This window comes from Enterococcus sp. DIV2385, assembly GCF_051711925.1.
In the GTDB taxonomy this organism is placed as follows: Bacteria; Bacillota; Bacilli; order Lactobacillales; family Enterococcaceae; genus Enterococcus; species Enterococcus faecalis.
Map to the genome: position 1 here is coordinate 1,322,834 of NZ_JBIONV010000001.1, position 24,602 is coordinate 1,347,435.

26 protein-coding genes and 1 riboswitch are annotated in these 24,602 nt (G+C 38.2%); of the genes, 24 read left to right on the plus strand and 2 right to left on the minus strand.

Going from position 1 to position 24,602, the window contains the following annotated elements:
* The first annotated feature begins 3 nt into the window (after positions 1-3).
* From IGM04_RS06510 to IGM04_RS06530, 5 genes are all read left to right on the plus strand, one after another.
* Positions 4-798, plus strand: a complete 795-nt coding sequence (locus IGM04_RS06510) for a segregation/condensation protein A (protein WP_002390627.1) — start codon at positions 4-6, stop codon at positions 796-798.
* Entirely contained in the window at positions 795-1,400 is a 606-nt protein-coding gene (scpB, locus tag IGM04_RS06515; protein ID WP_002357625.1) for an SMC-Scp complex subunit ScpB, read from the plus strand. Before IGM04_RS06510 ends, scpB begins: the two co-directional genes overlap by 4 nt.
* 3 nt (positions 1,401-1,403) lie before the next feature.
* On the plus strand, positions 1,404-2,120 hold the full coding sequence (locus IGM04_RS06520) for a pseudouridine synthase (RefSeq protein WP_086317870.1): 717 nt from the start codon (positions 1,404-1,406) through the stop codon (positions 2,118-2,120).
* Between the two features lie 150 nt (positions 2,121-2,270).
* Positions 2,271-2,390, plus strand: a riboswitch (FMN riboswitch).
* 71 nt (positions 2,391-2,461) lie between these two features.
* Positions 2,462-3,127, plus strand: a complete 666-nt coding sequence (locus IGM04_RS06525) for an ECF transporter S component (RefSeq protein WP_002382314.1) — start codon at positions 2,462-2,464, stop codon at positions 3,125-3,127.
* 255 nt (positions 3,128-3,382) lie between these two features.
* Positions 3,383-4,714, plus strand: coding sequence for a zinc ribbon domain-containing protein (locus tag IGM04_RS06530; protein ID WP_179189136.1), 1,332 nt, complete (start codon positions 3,383-3,385; stop codon positions 4,712-4,714).
* 22 nt (positions 4,715-4,736) lie between these two features.
* Here the strand turns inward: IGM04_RS06530 and IGM04_RS06535 are convergent, their stop codons facing one another.
* Positions 4,737-4,955, minus strand: a complete 219-nt coding sequence (locus IGM04_RS06535) for a ferredoxin (RefSeq protein ID WP_179189118.1) — start codon at positions 4,953-4,955, stop codon at positions 4,737-4,739.
* A 35-nt stretch (positions 4,956-4,990) separates the two neighbouring features.
* Here IGM04_RS06535 and IGM04_RS06540 point away from each other — a divergent pair, with 35 nt between their 5' ends.
* The 10 genes from IGM04_RS06540 to IGM04_RS06585 all read left to right on the plus strand — a co-directional run bounded on the left by IGM04_RS06540 (position 4,991) and on the right by IGM04_RS06585 (position 15,581).
* Positions 4,991-6,025, plus strand: coding sequence for a helix-turn-helix domain-containing protein (locus tag IGM04_RS06540; protein ID WP_086317873.1), 1,035 nt, complete (start codon positions 4,991-4,993; stop codon positions 6,023-6,025).
* Complete coding sequence (locus IGM04_RS06545) at positions 6,026-7,468, plus strand: RecQ family ATP-dependent DNA helicase (RefSeq protein WP_086317874.1); 1,443 nt, start codon at positions 6,026-6,028, stop codon at positions 7,466-7,468.
* A 75-nt stretch (positions 7,469-7,543) separates the two neighbouring features.
* Positions 7,544-8,170 carry a LysM peptidoglycan-binding domain-containing protein gene (locus IGM04_RS06550; RefSeq protein WP_086317875.1) on the plus strand — a complete coding sequence of 209 codons (627 nt, stop codon included), beginning with the start codon at positions 7,544-7,546 and terminating at the stop codon, positions 8,168-8,170.
* 236 nt (positions 8,171-8,406) lie between these two features.
* Positions 8,407-9,087: a (d)CMP kinase gene (cmk, locus tag IGM04_RS06555; protein WP_002357612.1), complete on the plus strand. Its 681-nt coding sequence runs from the start codon at positions 8,407-8,409 to the stop codon at positions 9,085-9,087.
* A 113-nt stretch (positions 9,088-9,200) separates the two neighbouring features.
* Entirely contained in the window at positions 9,201-10,412 is a 1,212-nt protein-coding gene (rpsA, locus tag IGM04_RS06560; protein WP_002360341.1) for a 30S ribosomal protein S1, read from the plus strand.
* Between the two features lie 173 nt (positions 10,413-10,585).
* On the plus strand, positions 10,586-11,896 hold the full coding sequence (gene der / locus IGM04_RS06565; protein WP_002357608.1) for a ribosome biogenesis GTPase Der: 1,311 nt from the start codon (positions 10,586-10,588) through the stop codon (positions 11,894-11,896).
* A gap of 247 nt (positions 11,897-12,143) precedes the next feature.
* Positions 12,144-12,419 (plus strand): HU family DNA-binding protein, encoded by a 276-nt coding sequence (locus IGM04_RS06570; RefSeq protein ID WP_002357604.1) that lies wholly within the window; start codon positions 12,144-12,146, stop codon positions 12,417-12,419.
* A 306-nt stretch (positions 12,420-12,725) separates the two neighbouring features.
* Positions 12,726-13,766 (plus strand): hypothetical protein, encoded by a 1,041-nt coding sequence (locus IGM04_RS06575; RefSeq protein WP_010777634.1) that lies wholly within the window; start codon positions 12,726-12,728, stop codon positions 13,764-13,766.
* Between the two features lie 9 nt (positions 13,767-13,775).
* Positions 13,776-15,032: a tetratricopeptide repeat protein gene (locus tag IGM04_RS06580; protein ID WP_002365653.1), complete on the plus strand. Its 1,257-nt coding sequence runs from the start codon at positions 13,776-13,778 to the stop codon at positions 15,030-15,032.
* 9 nt (positions 15,033-15,041) lie between these two features.
* Positions 15,042-15,581: a ReoY family proteolytic degradation factor gene (locus IGM04_RS06585; RefSeq protein ID WP_002360333.1), complete on the plus strand. Its 540-nt coding sequence runs from the start codon at positions 15,042-15,044 to the stop codon at positions 15,579-15,581.
* A gap of 37 nt (positions 15,582-15,618) precedes the next feature.
* On the opposite strand, the gene IGM04_RS06590 is transcribed toward IGM04_RS06585, so the two are convergent.
* Positions 15,619-16,503, minus strand: a complete 885-nt coding sequence (locus tag IGM04_RS06590) for a YitT family protein (protein ID WP_086317876.1) — start codon at positions 16,501-16,503, stop codon at positions 15,619-15,621.
* A gap of 123 nt (positions 16,504-16,626) precedes the next feature.
* Here IGM04_RS06590 and IGM04_RS06595 point away from each other — a divergent pair, with 123 nt between their 5' ends.
* From IGM04_RS06595 to aroC, 9 genes are all read left to right on the plus strand, one after another.
* Entirely contained in the window at positions 16,627-16,977 is a 351-nt protein-coding gene (locus tag IGM04_RS06595; RefSeq protein WP_002363944.1) for a nucleotide pyrophosphohydrolase, read from the plus strand.
* Positions 16,970-17,749, plus strand: a complete 780-nt coding sequence (gene dapB / locus IGM04_RS06600) for a 4-hydroxy-tetrahydrodipicolinate reductase (RefSeq protein ID WP_086317877.1) — start codon at positions 16,970-16,972, stop codon at positions 17,747-17,749. The genes IGM04_RS06595 and dapB overlap by 8 nt, the downstream gene beginning before the upstream one ends.
* The gene (locus IGM04_RS06605; RefSeq protein WP_086317878.1) at positions 17,746-18,966 is read left to right on the plus strand and encodes a CCA tRNA nucleotidyltransferase; all 1,221 of its coding nucleotides are present in this window, start codon (positions 17,746-17,748) and stop codon (positions 18,964-18,966) included. Before dapB ends, IGM04_RS06605 begins: the two co-directional genes overlap by 4 nt.
* Positions 18,966-19,340, plus strand: a complete 375-nt coding sequence (locus IGM04_RS06610; protein WP_086317879.1) for a thioesterase family protein — start codon at positions 18,966-18,968, stop codon at positions 19,338-19,340. The genes IGM04_RS06605 and IGM04_RS06610 overlap by 1 nt, the downstream gene beginning before the upstream one ends.
* A gap of 89 nt (positions 19,341-19,429) precedes the next feature.
* Entirely contained in the window at positions 19,430-19,885 is a 456-nt protein-coding gene (locus IGM04_RS06615; protein ID WP_002357586.1) for a hypothetical protein, read from the plus strand.
* A gap of 488 nt (positions 19,886-20,373) precedes the next feature.
* A complete protein-coding gene (gene aroE, locus IGM04_RS06620) occupies positions 20,374-21,240 on the plus strand; it encodes a shikimate dehydrogenase (protein WP_086317880.1) in 867 nt (288 codons plus the stop codon).
* Positions 21,241-21,276: 36 nt separating this feature from the next.
* The gene (aroF, locus tag IGM04_RS06625; protein WP_002363948.1) at positions 21,277-22,302 is read left to right on the plus strand and encodes a 3-deoxy-7-phosphoheptulonate synthase; all 1,026 of its coding nucleotides are present in this window, start codon (positions 21,277-21,279) and stop codon (positions 22,300-22,302) included.
* Between the two features lie 22 nt (positions 22,303-22,324).
* Entirely contained in the window at positions 22,325-23,401 is a 1,077-nt protein-coding gene (aroB, locus tag IGM04_RS06630) for a 3-dehydroquinate synthase (RefSeq protein WP_086317881.1), read from the plus strand.
* Between the two features lies 1 nt (position 23,402).
* Positions 23,403-24,569, plus strand: coding sequence for a chorismate synthase (gene aroC / locus IGM04_RS06635; RefSeq protein ID WP_002357582.1), 1,167 nt, complete (start codon positions 23,403-23,405; stop codon positions 24,567-24,569).
* The last annotated feature ends 33 nt before the right edge of the window (positions 24,570-24,602 follow it).

The following is a 24,602-nucleotide window of genomic DNA, read 5'->3' on the forward strand; positions in this document are numbered from 1 at the left end:
TAGGTGTCGTTTTTGCAAGAAATTAATTTAAAACTAGATGTCTTTGAAGGACCACTGGATCTTCTACTACATTTAATTCAAAAATTAGAAATCGATATCTATGACATTCCCATTACAGCAGTAACTGAACAATACATGTCTTATATTCATGCGATGCAAACCTTAGAGTTAGAAGTCGCTGGAGAATATCTAGTCATGGCTGCCACCTTAATGGCTATTAAAAGTCAGATGTTGCTTCCAAAACAAGAGCTTGAAATCATTGATGATGAAGATTTTTTTGAAGAGGAAGACCCACGGGAAGCTTTAGTAGCTCAGTTATTGGAGTATCGGAAATTTAAATATGCAGCGACTGTTTTACATGAAAAAGAAGAAGAACGTAAACTCTATTATACAAAAGAACCAATGGATATGGATGATTATAAAGAGGAAGATACAACACTACCGCCTAATCAAATCAATACAATTGATTTATTTCTAGCCTTTCATGCCATGTTAGAAAAGAAAAAAAATCGCCAGCCTGTTGAAACAACTGTTGCTAGTGACGATGTTTCCATCGAAGAAAAAATCACCGCTATTTCAGAACGTATGCGTCAAGTACAGAAAGGGAAGGCAGTGTCGTTTGATTCTTTCTTCGATTCTTATTCCAAACAAGAAATTGTGACAACGTTCATGGCTCTTTTAGAATTAATGAAAACAGGCGTGATTTATGCTGAACAAGAAAATAATTATAGTGAAATTTTGTTATTTAATACAGAAACCCAGCAGGAAGATACAACAGAGGTGGAGGAAACACAGTGACATTAGTTAGTCAAATTGAAGCAATTTTATTTGTGGTTGGCGAAGAAGGAATTGGCTTGGAAGAGCTTGCGTACTTATTAGAGAAGTCAACAGCAAAAACCTATGAAGAATTAACGAAATTGAAAGAACATTATGCTTCTGACAATAAATCGGCGTTGAATATTTTAGAAGTCGGCAATCATTTTGTCTTAACAACGAAGAAAAAATATGCCTCATTACTAAAAAAATATGCGCAATCGCCTATGTCGAACGCCTTATCACAAGCGGCGCTAGAAACATTATCCATTATTGCTTATAAGCAACCAATTTCGCGTATTGAAATTGATGAAATTCGTGGCGTACAGACTTCTGGCTCTATCCAAAAGTTAGTTGCCCGTCAGTTGATAGAAGAAAAAGGCCGCGTCGATGGTCCTGGTAGAGCAATTTTGTATGGCACAACGAAGTATTTTATGGATTACTTTGGGTTGAAAAGTTTAGATGAATTACCAGATATCCAACAAATGGAAGATGAATTAGAAGAAGAACTACCAATGGATCTATTTTTTGATCGTTATCAAGAAACGAACCCAATGTCTGAAACAACAGAAGGCGAGGAAGCTTAAACAATGGAAAGATTACAAAAAGCAATTGCTCATGCTGGGGTGACTTCGCGTCGCAAAGCAGAGGAATTAATTGTCAAAGGTCGCGTAAAAGTCAACGGTCAAGTGGTCAAAGAATTAGGAACACAAGTAAGTAAACAAGATACCGTTGAAGTTGATGGTGTACCAATTTATCAAGAAGAATATGGTTATTATTTATTCTATAAACCAAGAGGGGTTATTTCTGCGGTGTCTGACGATAAAGGCCGTAAAGTAGTAACGGATTATTTTACAGATGTTACTGAGCGAATTTATCCAGTCGGTCGTCTGGATTATGATACTTCTGGGTTGTTACTTTTAACGAATGATGGAAGTTTTTCACAAAAATTAACCCATCCTAAACATGAAGTAGATAAAGTCTACGTAGCAAAAATTAAAGGTGTACCAACTAAACGAGATCTATTGCCATTAGCCAAAGGCATTCGCATTGATGGCAAACGCACAGCACCAGCCAATTTTCAAATTCTTTCAGCGGATATTAAAACAGGTAGCAGTGTCGTGGAATTAACGATTCATGAAGGACGTAATCATCAAGTGAAGAAAATGTTTCAAGCTGTTGGTTTCCCTGTTCAAAAATTAAAACGTGAACGTTACGGTGAATTAACCTTACAAGGTCTGCGACAAGGGCAATATCGTGATTTAACTAAAAAAGAAATCAGTCAATTATTAAATCAAGCTAAATAAGATAAAATGACTCGATCTCTTCGCGCTTATGGCGGAGGGATTGTTTTTTTGAGAAACGAAACAATCAATGAAATTTAATAAAAAAGCTTAGTTAGTTGCATTCATTGTTCAAATGGGTTACACTAAGTAAGTAAAAAAATATAATACAAGGTTCGTCTTCAGGGGCAGGGTGTAATTCCCGACCGGTGGTTATAGTCCACGACTCGTTTTTAACGATTGAATTGGTGTAATTCCAATACCGACAGTATAGTCTGGATAAAGAAGATAGGGCTTATTTGAGACGCTTTTTCATCAGATAATCCTACTCTATTTTTCCCTGCAGAAAAATAGGGTTTTTTTGTATGACAAAGAAGCGAATCAAAAAGTTCGTTGAAGATGGGTCCTTAATTGGAGGATTTCAGATGAACAACAAGGTACAAAAAATGGTCAGCATTGCAATGTTGGCCGCAATCGGTACAGTATTACAATTTGTGGCATTTCCGATTATGCCGGCGTTTAGTTTTTTGAAAATCGATTTTAGTGATATTCCGATTCTACTCGGAATGTTCTTGTACGGACCGTTAGCAGGAGTAATTACTGCTTTTGTTCGTTCGTTGCTACACCTGTTCTTAACCGGACTAGCACCGCAAAATATGGTGGGAGATTTCGCTAGCTTTTTAGCAAGTAGTATCTTCACCTTGCCAATTTTTTATTTCTTTGGTAAAAAGAAAAATATCCGTACAAATCGGATAGTGGGCTTAGTAAGTGGGATCTTAGCCTTGACAATTTTCATGAGTATTGCGAATTATTTTGTCATTACACCCATTTACTTACAATTATATGGTGTGACCACACAACAATTTTTAGGAACATCTTTAGCAAGCTATGTGGCGATTGGTATTGTGCCATTCAACCTTATTAAAGGCCTCTTAGTCAGTGGTGTTTTTCTAGTACTACATGCGAAGTTATTGCCATGGCTATCAAAAAAACAACATACTATTCAGAAAAAAACACCGTTAACAAAATAAATGATAAAAAACCTGCTGTTGAACAATGTTTGACAGTGGGTTTTTAAAATTTACGCTTAAAAGAAAAGAGGTTGTCATAATCTGTCATCATTCTGTTAAAAAATACTAAACCATCTGCATTGTAATTTTAACTTTCCCTTGGTATGATAGAAATCATCAAAGAAAGAGGAGTTTTCCTGAGTGAAAAAGTGTAAAAATTGTCGTCACGTGAATCGTGATACGGAGTCCTTTTGTGAAGAATGCGGCGCTCCGCTAATGAATGAATCAATGCATCAAGAGGAAAACCAAGCACAACCATCAATGAATAAAGGGAACGAATCTACTCCTCTCAGATCAAAAAGAAGCTGGATCTGGGTGTTTCTTTTTGTGTTCATCGTTCTTGGAGCGGGTAGCTATTTTCTCGGGACGCATTATTTTTCTAAGGAACAACAAATTTCTCATTTTATTGAAGCGATTGAGAATGGTGATGCCCAAGAATTAAGTAAAAAAATGAGGACGAACGAGTCTGAATTTCAAGTGAATCCGCAAAGCATTAAGCCTTTAATCACTTATTATCAAAAAAATCCAACTGAGCTAAAAAAATTAGAAAAAGCGCTATTAAAGGATAAAAAGCTACATGGTTTAACTATTCGTGAAACAAGTCAAACAGCATTTTTCTTTCACCGTTATCAATTCATTTTAACGCCTGTTTCTGTTCAGTTAACGACGAATCAGCGCGGTGTGACGCTGGCGATGAACGGGCGTGAAGTGGGCACTTCCGACTCAACCACTTATCAAAAGGAATTGGGACCCTTAGCGCCAGGACAATATACTTTTACAGCCACAGTGAAAGATAGCACCGGCGAACCTGTTATCACAGAAGAGTATCGTTTATTAGAAGAGGAAAATTATATTTCTAGTATTCCTTTAGATTTTAAACGAATGAATTTTGTTGTGGAAAGCAATCTGCCAGACGCAGATATTTATATTAATGATCGGAAAGTTGGTACGCTAACGAATGGAAGCAAAACGATTGGCCCTTTGTTCTGGTCCAAAGGGATGACGATTCAACTTAAAAAGACGATTAATGGAGAAGAAATTCAAACATCAAAAGAAACGATTGGTGAAAATGATTTTGTCGAAGCGCTCTCCGATAATCCAACGCTACAATTGAATTTTCCGTTAGCTAGCGACTATGATGCCCGCAAAGCGCTAGAAACCTTTTATCAAGCATTTGCCAAACAAGTGAAAAGTCATACGGATAGTACAGAATTTGCTAAAAAATATCTCGTTGGTGGGGAAAATAATCCTCAATTTCCTTCTTTTATTGAAGCACTTGAACGATTACGTGAAAAGAAATCGACCGATGTTTCACCAGATTTTGAAGTGAACATTAATACGCTACAATTGGATGGTAAAGAAAATTACCATGTCAATTATTATTTAGAAGCTAAAAATTCTAAAGCAAAAGAAAATGGTCTTCGTTATGAATGGATCAATGGCCTAAATGATCAAATTCATTTAGTCAAAGAACCGCTAAAAGAAGGACAATTACAGTTTGTTTCGATAGATGAGCAAACACTTGCGTGGCTCGAAAAAATACTCTAAGCAAAAATGAGTGCTAAATTATTTAGCACTCATTTTTGCTTATTTCTATTGCACGCGTGGGACATTTGCGGTACGCTTTTAACACATTCTCGCGTTCGTTTTCTGGAATAAATCGTTGTCGAGCATGCGGCTCGTCTTTAAAAAGGACAATCCCATGATCATCATAATCAAATATATTGGGCGCATAAACTTGACAAAGTCCACAAGCAATACATTTTTCAGGAACTAAACGTGATTGCATAAACAGTGACACATCCTATCTAAAAGAGGTTTACTATGGAAGCAACTTTTATTTTAGCGTTATTATCTCACGGATACAAGGTACGTGCATCAACTTTGTATCATCTTTTAAAAGGCAAACGGACTAGCTCTGTTTTGATTTATGGTTTTTTATATGATTGTTTACGATTCATTGGCTGGTGGCCAACGATTTCCGAACAAGCCTATTTTCAATTTCTTGAAAAACTTTCGAAGGCGAAACAAATTCAGTATCACAAAGAGACAAATGAGATTCAACTAACAAAAGAAGGGCAACTATTTTTAAAGGAGCACCATTTTTCGTTGCTGGATTATCCTGCAATTGATCTTTATCGTTTTGGCAGAAGTGATCGAGAAAGTTGGCAACTCATTCAATTTGCCGTGCAAGTGACTTCGTATTTATCATTTGAGGAAAAACAGTATATTCCACTTTTATCAACACCGATTCCGCAACTATATTTGAAACGATGGTTACAAAAAGACAAGAAAGAGCAGCGCATTCAATCAATCAAAGAAGAACTGTTGCGAGGGTTTGAGTTACTACCTGAAGTAGAAAGCGACTATTTGGTTGCGCAACTTTCTGGTTATCAGCAAACTGGCAAAGTTCCTCAGCAATTAACACCCCATAAGACAGCTCTTGAACAGCGTTTGTGGCACACGCAAGCGGTTCATCATTTACTGCTGTTGATAATGTACGGAGGAAACTATCCTGCTTTACAAACGCTTGTATGGCCGTATCTAGAAAAAAATCTAAACCAAAGTATGCAAGAAACTCAACGATTGTTAACGGAAGGTAAGACACTTCAAGAAATTGCTGAGCAGCGAAAAATAAAACTGAGTACCATTCATGACCATCTATTAGAGTTGGCTATTCAAGGGCAGCTGCAGGCGTCTGTTTATCTTGAAAAGGAGGCAATACTCCAAAACTTGGCTCAAACAGAACAAGATCCGCGGTTGTGGGTGTATCGGGATTGGCGAGCGCAAGAAGAGACGCTTTCTTATTTAGATTTTCGCTTATATCAAATCCAACAAATTTGGCAAGAAAAGGAGTGAGTGTTGTTGACATTAGAACAAGAATTATTCACTCGATTTGGTTATGCAGCGTTTAAGCCTGGTCAAAAAGAAGTGATTACAAACTTACTTGACGGTATGAATACATTGGCTGTTTTGCCAACAGGGACTGGTAAATCATTGTGTTATCAATTTGTGGGCCAGAAGTTAGAGGGACTAACGGTAATTGTTTCTCCTTTACTTTCGTTAATGGAAGATCAGGTGCGTCAATTACAAAGACAAGGAATTAAAGGTGCGGTTGCCTTAAACAGTACGTTACAATATTCAGAAAAGCGTTATGTTTTAGCGAAAATGTTCCAATACGATTATCTGTTTTTAAGCCCAGAAATGCTTTTGCAGCAAGAAGTACTTAGTGTGTTACAACGCCAAAAAATTGCATTATTTGTGGTGGATGAAGCCCATTGTGTTTATCAGTGGGGCGTCGATTTTCGCCCTGAATATAGTAAATTAGATCTGGTCCAAAAACAGCTAGACTTTCCTTTGACCTTGGCGTTAACTGCCACAGCGACACCCGTTGTACAGCACGCAATTATAAAACAATTATTTTCTCATGGCAGCTATCAAGAAGTTCTTTCTTCAGTGAATCGAAAAAATATTGGCTTGTTCGTGAAGGAAACGTCAGAAAAAGAAGAAGTGTTACTAGATTACTTATCTAAAACGGCTGGTAAAATCATTATCTATTGCGCCACGCGCAACAAAACAGAACAAATCAGTCAACTTATTCAGGCAAAAACCAGTTTTAAGGTAGCCTATTATCATGGGGGCTTGGAGGCTAGTGAACGTAGTCGCTTGCAAGAACAATTTATTGATAATCAAATCGATATTCTTTGTGCAACGAATGCTTTTGGGATGGGAATCGACAAACCTGATGTTCGTGGAGTGATTCATTTTGATTTGCCTGATAGCTTAGAAAATTACCTGCAAGAAATCGGGCGAGCTGGACGTGATGGTCAAAAAAGTTGGGCGCTATTATTGTATAAAAAAGGGGATGAATTTATTCATCGGTTTTTCTTAGAAGAGACAAGAGCGAATCGAGCGACCTTAAAATCGCTGATTGAAGGAGAAGAACAAGCAGGTTTGTTAGAAAATGCCACCGAGTTACAACAAAAATGGGTTCAAGGCTATTTAGCCAAGGATTATTCTTTTGAAGAGCTAGAGCATCGTTTAGAGGAGAAAGAAAAAGATCGTCAAGCGCAATTAAGAGGGATGCTGACGTATATTGAAACCACAACCTGTCGAAGAACGTTGATTCAAACTTATTTTCAAGAACCGATTGTCAAACAATCACTGGAAACTTGTTGTGATAATTGTGCGTTATTCTTTGACATTTACCAAGATTCAATAGTAAAATCGAACAAGACCAGCAATCAAAATGAAGAAGGTTGGCGTTCTAAATTTCTAAAATTATTTAAAGAACGTGATTAATTCATTTTTTTAGTCGGCAGTTGGCAAAAGCTATGATATAATAACAAGCGAGAGAAGTTTAGGAGGAAATTAGCAGTGAGTAAAAAGGACAAAAAGAAAAACCAAGCTCGTGAGCCATGGGAACAATCAATTTATGAACCTGATCAAAATGGTGGTGGTTCTCGTTTAGCAAAACGCCAACAGCAACGAGGAAATTCATTATTTCTAACTGTTTTAGTTATTTTGCTATTATTAATTATTGCCATTCCAATTGGGACTTTCTTATGGATGATGCAAGACAAGAAACCGAACGAAAGTGCTAGCAAAAATAGCCAGCCATCTTCTTCATTAGTCCAATCATCATCAAAAGAGAAGAAAAAAGAAAGTACGTCAAAATCAGTGGAAAGCTCAGAACCAGCAAGCAGCCAACCAGCTGAAAATACAATACCTTCAAGTTCTGATGCTGCTGCACAGCAACAACAGGACCAACAAGCACAACAACAGCAACAGCAACAACAAGAGCAGCAACAACAACAAGAAGCTCAAAATCAACAACAGCAACAAGCGCAGAACCAACAACCTGTTTATGATACCGTTCAAAGTGGCGAAGGGGCACGTCAAGTTGCCGAACGTAACGGAATGACATTAGAACAAATTTTAGCGTTAAATCCTGGGATTGATACATCTGTGTTTTATCCAGGACAACCATTACGTATTAAATAATCCAGAAAAAGAGGTTTGGACAGCACTTTCAAGGGCTAAACCGCGACGAATGATTACATGAGAATGCCAATAAGCAGAAATTTCCGAAAGATGTTTTGCGTCTTTCGAGGGATTTCGGCTTATTGCTTTTTCGTTAGAAACTCGTCATCAGTTTAAATCCAAGTTCTTTTCTTCTGATTTTAATATAAAAGAAGAAGCGCATTTTAAAGGATGCATATCAGTTAAGGAGTTTTTTCATGGGGAAAATCAGTATTGCTATTGACGGACCAGCTTCGTCAGGCAAAAGTACAGTTGCAAAAATTTTAGCAAAACAATTGAATTATGTGTATTGTGACACGGGGGCCATGTACCGAGCGATTACGTATCTGGCCTTGCAAAATCAAATCGACATTCAAGCGGAAGAACCATTAGTAGCGCTTTGTGTCAACCACACTATTTCTTTTCAGCAAGCAGAGAATGGCCAACGTGTTTTTATCGACGGTCATGAAGTGACCGAAGCGATTCGCCAGCCAGATGTAACGAATGCTGTTTCAGCTGTTTCAAAACATGCAAAAGTTAGAGAAGAAATGGTGGCGTTACAACAGAAAATTGGTCAAGCTGGCGGAGTTGTCATGGATGGTCGAGATATTGGTACTGCAGTTTTACCAAAGGCCGAAGTAAAGATATTCTTGGTGGCTAGCGTTGAAGAACGTGCAGAACGTCGTTTTAAAGAAAATCAAGAAAAAGGGATTGAGACGGATTTTGAAACCTTGAAGGCGGAGATTGAACGTCGGGATTATTTAGATTCAACCAGAGAAGTATCACCCCTTGTCCAAGCAAGTGATGCTGTGAAAATCGATACAACAGGGTTGACGATTGAAGAAGTCGTCGCCGCCATACAAAATGTGATTAAACAAAAAGGTTTTGAACTTTTTTAAAGAATTTTAAGAAAAATAGAAGAAATCGCTTTATTTTTTTACAAAAATCTCGTACTATGTAAGTATATATAGCTAAGTTTTGGAATTTTTGTTGGCATAGGAGGATAAGAGGCATGACAGATTTTGAAGACAAACAAGTAGCAAACAACGAAACAATGGAAGATGCAATGAACAGCGTTCAAGAAGTCAGTGTTGGCGATATTGTTAAAGGCGAAGTTTTAGCCATTGAAGACAAACAAGTTGTTGTCGGCATTGAAGGAGCGGGCGTTGAAGGCGTTGTTCCTGCAAAGGAATTATCGACTTTACCAGTTGAAGATGTACACGAACTTGTGAAAGTCGGTGATGTGTTAGATTTAGTTGTTATCACATCAATTGGCAAAGATAAAGAAAACGGCAGTTATTTACTGTCAAAACGCCGTTTAGATGCTAAAAAAGTTTGGGAAGAAATTGAACAAGATTTCCAAGCGGGCAAAGTAATCGAAGCACCTGTTACAAATGTTGTTAAAGGTGGTTTGGTTGTTGATGTTGGTGTTCGCGGATTTGTTCCTGCCTCAATGGTTGAAGATCATTTTGTTGCAGATTTTTCTGAATATAAAGGTCAAACACTAGCATTTAAAATTATTGAAATCGAACCTTCAGAAAACCGCTTAATTCTTTCACATAAAGCAGTTGTTGAAGCTGAAAAAGAATCGAAAAAAGAAGAATTACTTTCTTCTTTACATGACGGAGACGTTGTTGAAGGGAAAGTAGCCCGTTTAACAGATTTCGGCGCATTCATTGATTTAGGTGGCGTGGATGGTTTAGTTCATGTTTCTGAAATTGCTCATCAACATGTGGGCAAACCAAGTGATGCGTTAACTGTTGGCGAAGACGTTCAAGTAAAAATTCTTTCAATTAATCCAGAAGAAGGACGTATTTCTTTATCTATTAAAGAAACACTGCCTGGACCATGGACAGATATCGAAACAAAAGCAGCCGCTGGGACTGTTTTAGATGGCACAGTAAAACGCCTAACAAGCTTCGGTGCCTTTGTGGAAGTTTTCCCTGGTGTGGAAGGATTAGTGCATATTTCTCAAATTTCTCACAAGCATATTGCAACGCCTCATGAAGTCCTTCATGAAGGGGATCAAGTACAAGTGAAAGTTTTAGAAGTTAATCCAGAGGAACATCGTATTGCTTTAAGTATCAAAGCGTTAGAACCAAAACCTGAGTCTCAAGAAGAACCAAAAGAAGAACAGGAATATGAATTGCCTGAAGAAAATACTGGCTTTACCATGGGCGATATTTTAGGTGACGCTTTATCTGATGCGAAAGAAGAGGAATAACACGTTACTTTCTTGAAATTTATGAGTTTGACATAGCCGTAAACAGATCGGCTATGTCAAACTCATTTTTTCTTGAATTGGTTAGAAAATCAGCAGAAACTAAAACTTTTCTTGCACTTTAAGGTTTGATTAGGTAAACTAGTAAGGATTGAAATTCTCAAGGAGGGAATCAAATGGCAAATCCAACTATTGCGATTGTCGGTAGACCGAATGTCGGTAAATCGACTATTTTTAACCGCATTGCCGGTGAGCGTATCTCGATTGTAGAAGATACTCCTGGCGTAACACGCGACCGTATTTATACAACTGGAGAATGGTTAGGGCGTGAATTTAGTATTATTGATACAGGTGGGATTGATTTAGGTGACGAACCATTTATGGACCAAATCAAACATCAAGCAGAAATTGCGATTGATGAAGCAGATGTGATTATCTTTGTTGCTAGTGGCCGTGAAGGAATTACTGATGCAGATGAGTTAGTAGCAAAAATTTTATATCGTAGTAATAAACCAGTGATCTTAGCTGTTAATAAAGTTGACAATCCTGAAATGCGTAATGATATTTATGAATTTTATGCTTTAGGACTAGGGGATCCTTTCCCAGTTTCTGGTAGTCATGGTTTAGGCATTGGCGATGTGTTAGACGAAGCAGTTAAACATTTTCCTAACACTTCAGAAGAAGAGGACGAAGATACAATTAAATTTAGTTTAATCGGGCGTCCAAATGTCGGTAAATCATCATTGATTAATGCTATTCTTGGTGAAGATCGTGTGATTGTTTCAGATATTGAAGGAACAACGCGAGATGCAATCGATACGTATTTTGAATCTGAAGAAGGTCAAAAGTTCTTAATGATTGATACGGCTGGTATGCGTAAACGTGGGAAAGTATACGAATCAACTGAAAAATATAGCGTCATGCGCGCAATGCGGGCGATTGAACGCTCAGACATTGTTTTAATGGTCTTGAATGCAGAAGAAGGTATTCGTGAGCAAGACAAGCGTGTGGCGGGCTATGCCCATGAAGCAGGTCGCGGTATTATTATCGTGGTCAACAAATGGGATACAGTCAAAAAAGATACAAATACAATGCGTGATTTTGAAGCGGAAATTCGTGATGAATTCCAATATTTAGATTATGCACCCATTATTTTTGTGTCTGCATTAACCAAACAACGTTTAAACAAACTGCCTGAACTAATTGAAACGGTAAGTATGAATCAAAACTTACGGATTCCTTCAGCGTTGTTAAATGACGTTGTAATGGATGCTGTAGCAATTAATCCGACACCAACTGATAAAGGAAAACGTTTGAAGATTTTTTATGCAACACAAGTGGCAGTCAAACCACCTACATTTGTTATTTTTGTCAACGAAGAAGAACTAATGCACTTTTCTTATGCCCGGTTTTTAGAAAATCAAATCAGAAAAGCATTTACGTTTGAGGGCACGCCGATTAAAATCATTCCGCGACGCCGAAAATAGTGCATTCTACCATACTTTTTTTAGATATTCAAATAAATTTATCAACTTTGAGAAAAAATGATTATTTTTTGAAAAAACTGGTTAAAATACACTAAAAACCTTGCTATTACAACTTTCTTATGCTATCTTGTTAACAGAATATTGAACCAGATCAATATTTGCTGTCTGTTTTTGGACCACTCAAAAATAGACGGAACTTTAGGTGTGTAAAAACATCGTATCTCTTATAGAGGAGGTGAAATGATCCATGGCAAATAAAGCAGAATTAATCGAAAACGTTGCATCTTCAACTGGTTTAACTAAAAAAGATGCTACTGCAGCAGTAGACGCTGTCTTTTCAACAATTCAAGAAACTCTTGCTAAAGGTGAAAAAGTTCAATTAATCGGTTTTGGTAACTTTGAAGTTCGCGAACGCGCAGCTCGTAAAGGACGTAACCCACAAACTGGACAAGAAATTCAAATCGCTGCAAGCAAAGTACCTGCATTCAAACCAGGTAAAGCATTGAAAGATGCAGTGAAATAAGACAGACAATTAGAACCCTTGGTTTCCAAGGGTTCTTTTTTGAATCATACATAAAAAATGTTATTTTAAGAGGTGGTCGAAACAGTACGCTAAAAGGCTAAATTGTAACGAACCTTAGGTGAGAAAAACGTGCTTCGCTCCGAGAATCAAGCGGGAACGGTTCGACACTCGCTCCTTGCTTTTTTGATAAAAAGAGAAAGATTTATGAATGAAGGACAAAAATAAGTTGTTGCCAGTAGCTGTTTTTTAGTGGTTATGCTAGACTTGGGTTGAAGGAAGAGGAAACAGTCTTAAGGTGGTGAATCAATGAAATACAACTATTCTAGAGGGGAAAACAAGGTCGCTATTACTTATGGAGAAACATTTGCTTCCGTCCTAAAAAAACGACCAGTAACGACGGAGTCAATCGTTGTTTTGGCGAATCAGCGTTACTATGATCTTTTTTCGGAGAAGATTAATTATGCCTTTGGGGAACAGTTGGGATTAAACTGGTATATTTGTCGCAATGATGTTCATTGCAATGACTTATCAGAATTAGAAAGTGTGTTACGTTTCTTAGCTGATTGGCCAGAAAATCAGGATGTTTTATTGATTGGTTTAGGTAATGAAGGGGTACTACAATTAACCGCATTTTTGCACCAAGTAAGTAAGTGTTCCTCCAAATGTTGGCTGATGCCTGTGTCTGTTCAAGCGTTACGGCAAGGACTTTTACCAAGTGTCACAATTCAGCAAGCACAGCATGCAACCATGCATATAGAAAATCATTCAGAAGAAATTTTGTTTGATAGTACCTTGACCAATAAAAAAGGTGCCGCTCCTTTAATTGATTTGCTCGTTTTTATTCGAGCGGGTCTTGTCTGTGATTATGCTTATTTACAAATGCTATACCAAACGTATCCAGATAAAAAACGGTTGAATCAAACGTCATTTAATGGTATTTTAGACGAGTTGTTATCTTTTTATGAACAAGCAGGGGAAAAAGTGGATCAATTTGGCCGAGTTTTTGAAGCGGCCTTTGCTACAACCGAAAATGGCCATTTGTTATCAGGTCCCATGAGACGATTATTGGGATTATTGTTACAAGTTTTATGGAGCCAGCAAGTCAATCACTTTGACTTTCAATTTAAAAATTTTATCGTTTGGTTTATTCGCTTAGGTTTTCCGGTGGCGTTTCCAAAAGAAATTTTAAGTGCTGATTACGCAGAACAAGTTTTGCTTCACACAGAAACACTAGGTCCTCCTATGGTGTTGGAAAAAATCGGTCAACTAGGAGCAGCTTTAAAGCCAACGCCCGATCAACTGTTAACAACGATTGAAAGATACCAAGAAATTTTAAAAGAGATTTGAGGGGAAATTATGTCATATAGTGAAAAAATGGTTCAAGCATTACAAGCTGAAAATTTAGCAGAAGCACAGTTAATGTTTGAAGAAGCATTAAAGAAAGATGATGAAAATACCTTAGCTGATTTAGGGGAAACGTTATTATCTTTAGGTTTTCTAGAAGAAGCCAAACAAATTTTCCAACAATTGTTGGAACAATTTCCCGATGCAGATGGCTTAAACATTCCATTAGCAGAAATCGCCATTGAAAATAATGAAATAGATGACGCATTCATCTATTTAGAAAAAATTCCAGAAACTAGTGACAGTTATGTCCAAAGTCTCTTAGTTACTGCGGATTTGTACCAAGTTTTAGGGATTCCAGAAGTCAGTGAAGCGAAATTAAAAGAAGCAGCCAATCTTATGCCAGAAGAGCCGTTAATTCAATTTGCTTTGGGAGAACTATACTTTACAAATGGTCAATTTGTCGAGGCTATTACTCGTTATCAAAGCATTGTAGAAAGCGGGACAGCACAAATCTCTGCTATTTCCTTGAATGAACGCTTAGGAAGTAGTTACAGCATGTTAGGTGATTTTGAAGAAGCAGTTCCTTATTTGGAAGCCGCGGTCAAAGAAGAACAAACAGACGATCGTTTATTCCAGTTAGCTTTCACTTATTTACAGTTACATGAGAATCAAAAAGCCATTACGTTGTTCCAGCAATTAAAAACACTAAACCCACATTATCAATCACTTTATCTATATTTAGCGGAAGCGCTCCAAGAAGAAGAGCAATTAGAGGAAGCAAAAGCGGTGATCGAAGAAGGAATTGCGGAAAACCCCTTCCAAGTAGAGTTATACCAATTTGCCTCTGAAAATGCCTATCGCTTACACGATATTGCTGGTGCTGAAAATTGGTTGTTAAAAGCTTTGGAATTAGGTGAGAAAACAGATGAAAGTCGTTTGACCTTAAGTAATCTCTACATCACGGAAGAGCGTTTTGAGGAAGTAATTACTATCTTAAATGATTTAGAGGAAACGGATCATCCTTATGCTGAATGGAATTTAGCAAAAGCGTACAACGAATTAGAAAACTTTGCCGTCGCTAAAGTTCATTATGAACAAGCAGCGCAAGAATTGTCTCACGAACCAGAATTTCTAAAAGAATACGCATTGTTCTTACGAGAAGAAGGCGAACTTGAAAAAGCAAAACACTTGTTGCACCATTATTTGGAACATGAACCTGGTGATGTCGACATGCAATCTGTGCTAGCAGATATGGAAGAAAGATAGGAAACGACGATGTTTGTTAGTTTATCAGAAAAGAAAAAATTTTTAACTTGGTTAGTGAATACCGTGCCTTTTGGAAGAAGAGAAGTACTGTGGATTTTAAATTACTTATTAACGCATGATGCGATTTTAAATAATGTTCATTTTGTTGAGAACGTAGAGAAGACTGATCGAGGGATCCGCGTGGTAGCAGATGGTTTAGGTAAGGAGCCGTTATTGCTTTTTATCCAAGCACAAGAATTTACAGATCCGGAACAAATTTTTCATGAGATTCGAATGAATTGGCGGAAAGCTCTTTATTTAGAATGTGTATTTCCAGAGGCTTGGCAAACGAGCCAGTATTTATCTGTTTTAGAAGACAATCCGTTTGCGCCATGGAATGAACAAGTGGATCAGGAAGTTGCCAGAGCGATTGATCAATATTTTAAGCAAGAAGAACAAACGCAGCGAATGGCATTACTTAAAGCTCAAATTGATGATGCTTTAGAAACAGGCAACAAAGAAGCGTTTTTAGAATTATCCGATGAATTAAATCGTTTGAAACAACAATAAATAAAACCCAGCATTTTCAATAAATGCTGGGTTTTATTTATTGTTTTAATTTAAAGCGCCGTTGTTTGCTGGGTTTTGCATAAGTAAAGCCTTCGCCAATTGCTTCATGTACGTTAATGATGGACACAAAGGCTTTTTCATCTATTTCATTAGCAATCCGTTTGACTTCCATTATTTCTCGAGGGCTGACTACCGTGTAGAGAACCCGTTTTTCCACTTGTGAATAAGCACCTTCACCATTTAAATATGTTACCCCACGTTCTAAAGAAGCCATTAAACTTTGACCGATTTCTTCGGAATGATTGGAAACAATTAAAATTCCTTTCGCAGCATAGGCTCCATCGAGTACAGAATCAACAACACGACTGAAAACAAAGGACACAATTAAAGTATACATCATTCGTTTGACATCAATATAGGTCAACGAGAGGAGTAAGACTGCAACATCAAAAAGTAACAACGAGCGGCCCATGCTAATCCCAAAGTATTTTTCGAAAATGCGGGCAATGACGTCGGTCCCACCAGTGGTTCCGCCTACGCGGTAAACAAGGCCACTCCCGAATCCTGCGGCCAAACCAGCTAAGAGAGCAGCAATCAATAAATCATGATATAAATTAATTTCAACAGGAAATTTTTGCCAAAACCACAAAAATACCGATAACGACACGGTACCAATTAGCGTATAATAGAGGGAACGTTTGCCTAAAATTTTACCACCAATTAATAAGAGCGGAATATTGATTAATAATGTCGTATATGCTGGGTTAAAATGAAATAAGGCTCTTAAAATCAAAGTAATCCCCGTGACACCACCTTCGGCCAGGTCATTGGCAATATTGAAAGTAACCAAACCAAAGGCATAGATACAGCTTCCTAATACAATAAATAACACATCTTTAAAATAAAATCTTTGTTCTTCCATTTAATCACGTCCTTTTACAGTATAAACTGTATCATTCTCTATATAAAACAACAAGTAGAACCTTTCCAGATAGCCAAGTTTTTGATAAGATGTAGGAGGTAGAGTAAGAAAGGTTGGGGTAAAATGTCAGAATCAGAACAACGTAGTTTGCAATCGATGCAAACAGAAGTTGATGATTATATTCAACAGTTTAAAACAGGCTATTTTTCACCATTAGGACAAATGGCTCGTTTGACGGAAGAGGTCGGAGAATTAGCCCGTGAAGTCAATCATTATTATGGTGAAAAACAGAAAAAAGCAGACGAAAAACCAAAGACAGTATCAGAGGAACTTGGAGATGTCTTTTTTGTATTGATTAGCATGGCAAATTCTTTAGAGATTGATTTAACCGAAGTTTTTGAAGAAAATATGGCCAAATTTAACAAGCGGGATCGCTATCGCTTTGAAAGAAAGGATGGGAAAACACATGATTAAAATAATTGTCGCTGGGTTTAAAGGACGGATGGGCAGTACTGCTACACAAATGGTCTTAGAAACCGCAGACTTTGAATTAGTAGGTGTGTATGATCCTCATGAAGCACAAGAAACTGTTTCTTTCAATGATGAAACAGCAATTCCCGTTTTTCAGCGCTTAGAAGAAGTCCTAGCTGTCAAACCAGATGTTTGGATTGATTTTACGGTTCCTGAAGCCGCCTATCCAAATACGCGTTTTGCGTTGGAACACGGTATGGCGCCTGTTGTTGGGACTACAGGCTTTACGGAAGAACAAATCAACGAATTGACAAACCTATCTCGAGAAAAAGCCATCGGCGGCTTAATTGCGCCAAACTTTGCAATTGGGGCAGTTTTAATGATGCAATTTGCCCAAAAAGCGGCGCAGTATTTTCCAGATGTGGAAATCATTGAATTACATCATGATAACAAATTGGATGCACCGAGTGGAACGGCTATAAAAACTGCAGAAATGATTCAAGAAGTTCGGCCAGCAAAAAAACAAGGGAATCCGCAAGAGGTAGAATCAATACCAGGGGCACGCGGGGCTGATTTCGAGGGTCTGCGAATCCATAGTGTCCGCTTACCTGGTTTAGTGGCACACCAACAAGTCCAATTTGGCAGTGTAGGTGAAGGGCTCACTATTCGGCATGATTCTTATGATCGGCGTTCATTCATGACAGGAGTGGCGTTAGCTTGTCGGCAAGTGGTACAGAAAACAGAACTACTTTACGGATTGGAACAGATGCTATGAAATTGACAACTATTCCAAACGAATTTAAAGAAGCTGCTCCCGTTATTCGTGAAATCAATGCACAGGGCTTTGAAGCGTATTTTGTCGGGGGCAGCGTCCGTGATGCTTTATTAAATAAACCAATCCATGATGTCGATATTGCGACAAGTGCCTATCCAGAAGAAATTAAGCAAATTTTTAAACGAACCGTTGATGTGGGTATCGAACATGGTACAGTCCTTGTATTGATGGAAGAACAACAGTATGAAGTAACAACCTTTCGTACCGAGTCAACTTATCAAGACTTTCGTCGACCAGATGAAGTCACTTTTGTTCGCTCCTTGAAAGAAGACTTAAAACGGCGAGATTTTACGATTAATGCCTTGGCGCTTGACAGCACAGGCGAAATCATTGATTTATTTGATGGTATCGAAGATTTAACTAATCAAACCATTCGTGCAGTCGGTAATCCCCATGAGCGGTTTCATGAAGATGCTCTGCGGATGATGCGGGGCTTACGCTTTGCTAGCCAATTAGATTTTAAAATTGAAGAAAAAACCTTAGCTGCTATCGCTGAATTTCATCCTTTATTGGAAAAAATTTCAGTAGAACGCATTACAATTGAATTTGTAAAAATGCTTTTAGGGGTTAATCGACAAGGTGGCTTAGCTCCGTTTATTGAAACAGAATGCTATCAATATTGTCCCAAATTACGAGAACAAGGGGCTGGACTTTTTCGTTTAATGGACTTGCCTGCTCGTCAAATTGAAACAGAAGCAGAAGCGTGGACGTTACTTATCCAATCGTTGAATTTACCAGAAGCAGAAATTCGCTCCTTCTTAAAGGCTTGGAAACTTTCAAATCAATTAATTCAAAACGTTTCACAATTAGTACGCGGTTTGCGTTTTCGCTTGAGTAACGACTGGCAGCCAATGATGCTTTATGAATTAGGCGAAGAATCAGCAGTACTTGTTGAAAGGCTTTTATATTATTACCAACAAGAGAGTCAAGTACAAGTAACAAAAGAGTTAGTTAAGGCATTACCCATTCATCAAAGACATGAATTGGCCATCACAGGAAAAGACCTTTTAGCCGTCTTAGAAGAAACACCAGGCAAATGGTTAGGGGAACTGATTGCTGAAATCGAGCAACACGTTGTTGAAGGTAGCTTAGAGAATAAACAAGAAGTTCTGCTTTCGTTTGCCAAAAAACAACGTTCAAAAGGAGAGAAAGCATAATGCCAACAGAAATGTTTACAAAAGAATTCTTGGTGAAAGAATCACAAACGGCTAAAATGCTCGGTTCTGGTGACTTAGAAGTTTTAGGAACCCCTGCTTTAGCTGCCATGATTGAACAAACAGCCAAAGAAGCTGTGAAGGACCAATTATCAGTTGGGGAAACAACTGTCGGAACGGTGTTAGAATTGCGCCACTTATATCCATCCGCGGTAGGGGCGACAATCGTTGTTACGATGACCAGCATTGAACAGACTGCACACAAAATACGCTATGAATTTGTTGCTTATGAAGGAGAACGACAAATTGCCAAAGGTTCTCACCAACGTGCAGTAGTTGATATTGATTCTTTTTTAAAAAGAATAACAAAATATTAAGAATCTACAGCGAAAGTTTGTGACCGTTTATCAAAAGTATGGTAAACTAATAATGTAAGAAATTATTTTTAAGTAAGGAGATTTGTGCTATGGCTAGAGAAATGACAGGACTTAAATTTTATTTCAGAAATGGTGAAACTTGGACGATTGATCGTCGTTTTATTGGTGATTTATGGATCAAACATATTACAACAAGTTTTGGCCGTATCCATGGTAGTGAATTTGTTGAAATTCATCCATGTGAAGGGTTCAAAATTGAAATTTTCCAAGAAGGAGATCATGTTCAAACCCACGATATTAACTTAGGTGGCTTAGAATTAGGGATGTTCTCTCGTGCTTTAAAATATGAAGATATCGAACGTATGGAAATTCTTTACAAAAATGGCACACCAGATTTAGTTTATTTCCCTTACAAAGATAAAACAGATGAGGGCTTGGATAACATCTATCAATCTACAAAAGTCAGCGAAAAAACTAAAAACTTATACATTGTTATCGACCCAACACAAACAGTTGACGATGTATACGCTGAAGAATTAAAATAATTTTTGCTCCACAGGAATCAGTGAAATGACTGGTTTCTGTGGCTTTTTTCAGTCTTTTGACGAATAAAATAACATTGTTTTTAATGGAATAGTCGAAAAAATAAGCGAATAAGTGTTGACACATGTTTTTTCTAGCGGTATACTATTAACAATTCTTAATTAAATCAGTTTTGGAGTGATTCTTATGACAACAACGAAGAAAAACCATACACAACTGAATAACTTTTACTTTAGCTATTTTAGATAGGTTTGTATTCATAACATTATGGGTACAGACAACAAACGTTTGTATCTATAATGGCTAGGGAAATTTAAGATGACTTTCAGCCATGTAGATTTAAGAAAATCTATAGTGGCTTTTATATTGCTTTTTTGTAGGGTATTCACTGTAGATTTTTCTTAAAATTTACTGTGAATATCCTTTTTGTTTGGCCAAAAATTAGGATTTCAGAAACTTACTAAAAAAATTTCGTAAAGGAGCACACAGGATGAAAGAAATAACTGGATCTACTCGTTTAGCTGGGCTATTCGCGAAACCCAGCCGACACAGTATTTCACCGTTGATTCATAATACAGCATTTCAAAATTTAGGAGTTGATGCTCGGTATCTGGCGTTTGACGTTGGACAAGAGACACTGCCACAAGCAATTGAAGCGATTCGAACGTTTCACATGTTAGGGGCCAACTTATCAATGCCCAATAAAGTGGCGGCTGTAAGTTATATGGATGAACTAAGTCCTACCGCCCAACTGGTTGGCGCGATTAATACGATTGTCAACAAAGATGGAAAACTTTACGGAGACAGCACGGATGGTACTGGTTTTATGTGGAGTTTGAAAGAGAAAAAGGTTGACGTTTTTCAGAATAAAATGACCATCTTAGGAACAGGTGGTGCAGCCTTATCAATCATTGCCCAAGCTGCTTTAGATGGCGTGAAAGAAATCGCCGTTTACAACAGGAAAAGCGCGGGGTTTAACGACAGTCAAAAAAAACTGGCAAATTTCACTGAACGAACCAACTGTGTAATTCATTTAAACGATTTAGCGGATACTGAAAAACTAGCAAAAGATGTTGCTGAAAGCGTCTTGTTAGTTAATGCAACGAGTGTGGGTATGCATCCACATGCGCATAGTAGTCCTATAGAAAATTATGCAATGATTCAACCGAAGTTATTTGTGTATGATGCTATTTATAATCCCAGAGAAACACAGTTATTAAAAGAAGCCCGTTTACGTGGCGCAGAAACAAGCAACGGCTTGGACATGCTACTTTATCAAGGCGCTGCTGCTTTTGAACAATGGACAGGACAAAAAATGCCTGTATCAGTCGTAAAACGTAAAATTGAAAATAGATAAAAAGAGCGCCGTTTAAAGGCATGAGGAGAGAATATAATGATCGTAATTATGAAAGAAAATGCAACCGAAAAGCAAATGAAACAAGTCATTGATTTAGTAACAGGTGCAGGCTTAACTACTCAAACAAGTCAAGATAATGGAAAAACAGTGATAGGCTTGATTGGTGATACAGAAAAATTAGTTGAAGCAGAGTTAACAGCATTAGAAGGCGTGGAGAAAAGTGTCCGCATTTCGTTGTCTTACAAACTAACGAGTCGTTTATTTCATCCAGAGAATACAGTGGTTGATGTGAACGGTGTTAAAATTGGTGACGGCAGTATGACCATGATGGCGGGCCCTTGTTCAATCGAAAGCTTAGATCAGATTCGTGAATGTGCGCGAATTGCTAAAGCTGGCGGTGCAACAATTTTACGAGGTGGTGCATTCAAACCTAGAACGTCGCCATACGCTTTCCAAGGACTAGAAGAAGAAGGACTAAAATACATTCGCCAAGCGGCTGATGAATTAGATATGCAAGTCATTACAGAAGTGATGGATGAAGCGAATTTAGAACTTGTCGCAAAATACAGTGACATTTTACAAATCGGTGCGCGCAACATGCAAAATTTCAAGTTATTACAAGCGGTTGGTAAAACTGGAAAACCTATCGGCTTAAAACGCGGGATTGCTGGTACGATTGATGAATGGCTAAACGCAGCTGAATACATTGCTGCGCAAGGAAATTTCAATGTGATCTTCATTGAACGTGGGATTCGTACGTACGAAACCGCTACGCGCAATACACTTGATTTAAGTGCGGTGCCTTTAATTAAAAAATTAAGTCATTTTCCAATTATTGTTGATCCGAGTCATGGTGTTGGTATCTGGGATTTAGTACCGCCAATGGCCCGAGCAGGTGTTGCTTCAGGTGCGGACGGCTTGATTGTAGAAATTCACCCAGACCCAGCGAATGCGTGGTCAGATGGGCCACAATCCTTGAATGAAAAAACTTACCTACGTATGATGAAAGAAGTTCATATCATCGAAAAAGCAATGAAAGAAATTAATGCTTTAGAAGATTAGTAAAGACAGAGGAGTAGTGGACATGAAATTAACCGTAACGTTACCTACACATTCATATGATTTAACCATCAAAACAAGTGCCTTAGATAAAATTGGCACCTGGGTACGTAGCCTGTGGCAGCCACAACGGATAGCGATTATTACCGATGAAACGGTGAATAAATTATATGGCGCAGCTGTTGAGAAAGAATTGCAAGCTGCTGGTTTTGAAACATCATTGATTGCTGTAGCGGCAGGTGAACAAAGTAAGAGCCTCGAAACAGCTCAGCTGCTTTATGATTTTTTAGCGGAACAGCAATTGACTCGAAGTGATGGTCTAATTGCTCTAGGTGGAGGCGTTGTAGGAGATCTAGCTGGATTTGTCGCTTCAACCTATATGCGCGGTATTCACTTTTTGCAAGTACCAACAACCTTACTGGCACAAGTAGATAGTAGCATTGGAGGTAAAACAGCGGTTAATACTAAAAAAGCCAAAAATCTTGTCGGTACTTTTGCCCAACCAGATGGGGTTTTAATTGATCCTAATACACTTAAAACATTAGAACCTAGACGTGTTCGTGAAGGAATTGCAGAAATTGTAAAATCAGCAGCTATCGCTGATGTTGAATTGTGGCACCGTTTATCCTCTTTGGAAAATGAACAAGATTTAGTGGCACATGCAGAAGAAATTATCACGGCCTGTTGCAAGATTAAACGTGATGTCGTCGAAGAAGATGAATTAGATTTGGGCTTACGTTTGATTCTGAATTTTGGGCATACGATCGGCCACGCATTAGAAAATACAGCTGGTTACGGGGTGATTGCTCACGGTGAAGGCGTTTCTTTAGGAATGATTCAAATAACTCAAGTCGCAGAACAACAAGGGCTTTCCCCACTTGGGACTACCCAAGAGTTGGTCACCATGCTAGAAAAGTTCCATTTACCAGTAACCACAGATCGTTGGTCAGAAGAACGTCTCTATCAAGCAATTACACATGATAAAAAAACACGTGGGGGACAGATTAAAATCATTGTCTTAGAAAAAATTGGTCAAGCGAAAATTGTCTCTTTACCAACGGAAGAAATTCGAGCATTTTTAAACAGAGAAGGAGGAATTTAAGATGCGCTTTATTACAGCAGGCGAATCACATGGACCTGAATTAACTGCTATTATTGAAGGCTTACCAGCCGGCTTGCCTTTAAGTAGCGAAGAGATTAACCGAGAATTAGCAAGACGTCAAGGCGGTTACGGTCGTGGGGGACGGATGAAAATTGAAAAAGACCAAGTACGTATTACTTCGGGTATTCGGCATGGTAAAACACTTGGCTCACCAGTAACGTTGATTGTCGAAAACAAAGACTGGAAAAATTGGACCTCCGTGATGTCAGTAGAGCCAGTTCCTGAAAAACAAAAGAAAATCCGCCGCGTCAGCAAACCACGTCCAGGACATGCTGATTTAGTCGGTGGCATGAAATATCAACATGATGATTTACGGAATGTTTTAGAACGGTCTTCGGCACGAGAAACAACGATGCGTGTGGCGATTGGTGCGGTTGCTAAAAAACTCTTAGCTGAACTGGATATCCAAGTCGCTGGGCATGTCGCGGTATTAGGTGGGATTGAAGCTACGATTCCTGAAAATTTAACGATTCGTGAAATTCAAGAACGATCTGAACAATCTGCCGTTCGCGTATTAGATCCTTCCGTAGAAGAAAAAATGAAAGAACTAATTGACCAAACCAAGAAAAATGGTGATACAATTGGTGGGGTAGTAGAAGTACTTGTGGGTGGCGTTCCAGCTGGCTTAGGTAGCTATGTTCAATGGGATCGTAAACTAGATGCCAAAATTGCGCAAGCTGTTGTAAGCATCAATGCTTTTAAAGGTGCTGAGTTTGGCATTGGATTTGAAATGGCGCAACGCCCTGGTAGTCAAGTGATGGACGAGATTGTTTGGGACGAAAGTACAGGTTATACCAGAACTTCCAACAATTTAGGCGGTTTTGAAGGAGGAATGACCAACGGAATGCCAATCATCGTTCGTGGTGTCATGAAACCTATTCCAACCCTTTATAAACCATTACAAAGCGTGAATATTGATACAAAAGAGCCTTATAAGGCCAGCGTTGAGCGCTCTGATAGCACGGCGGTACCGGCCGCTAGCGTTGTTTGTGAAGCCGTTGTTGCAACGGAAGTAGCGAAGGCTATGCTCGAAAAATTTGATAGTGACTCATTTGAACAAATGAAAGAAGCAGTGAAACGTTATCGTCTATATACTCAAAACTTTTAATGGAAGAAAGTCGCAAGTATATGGAGGGAAAAA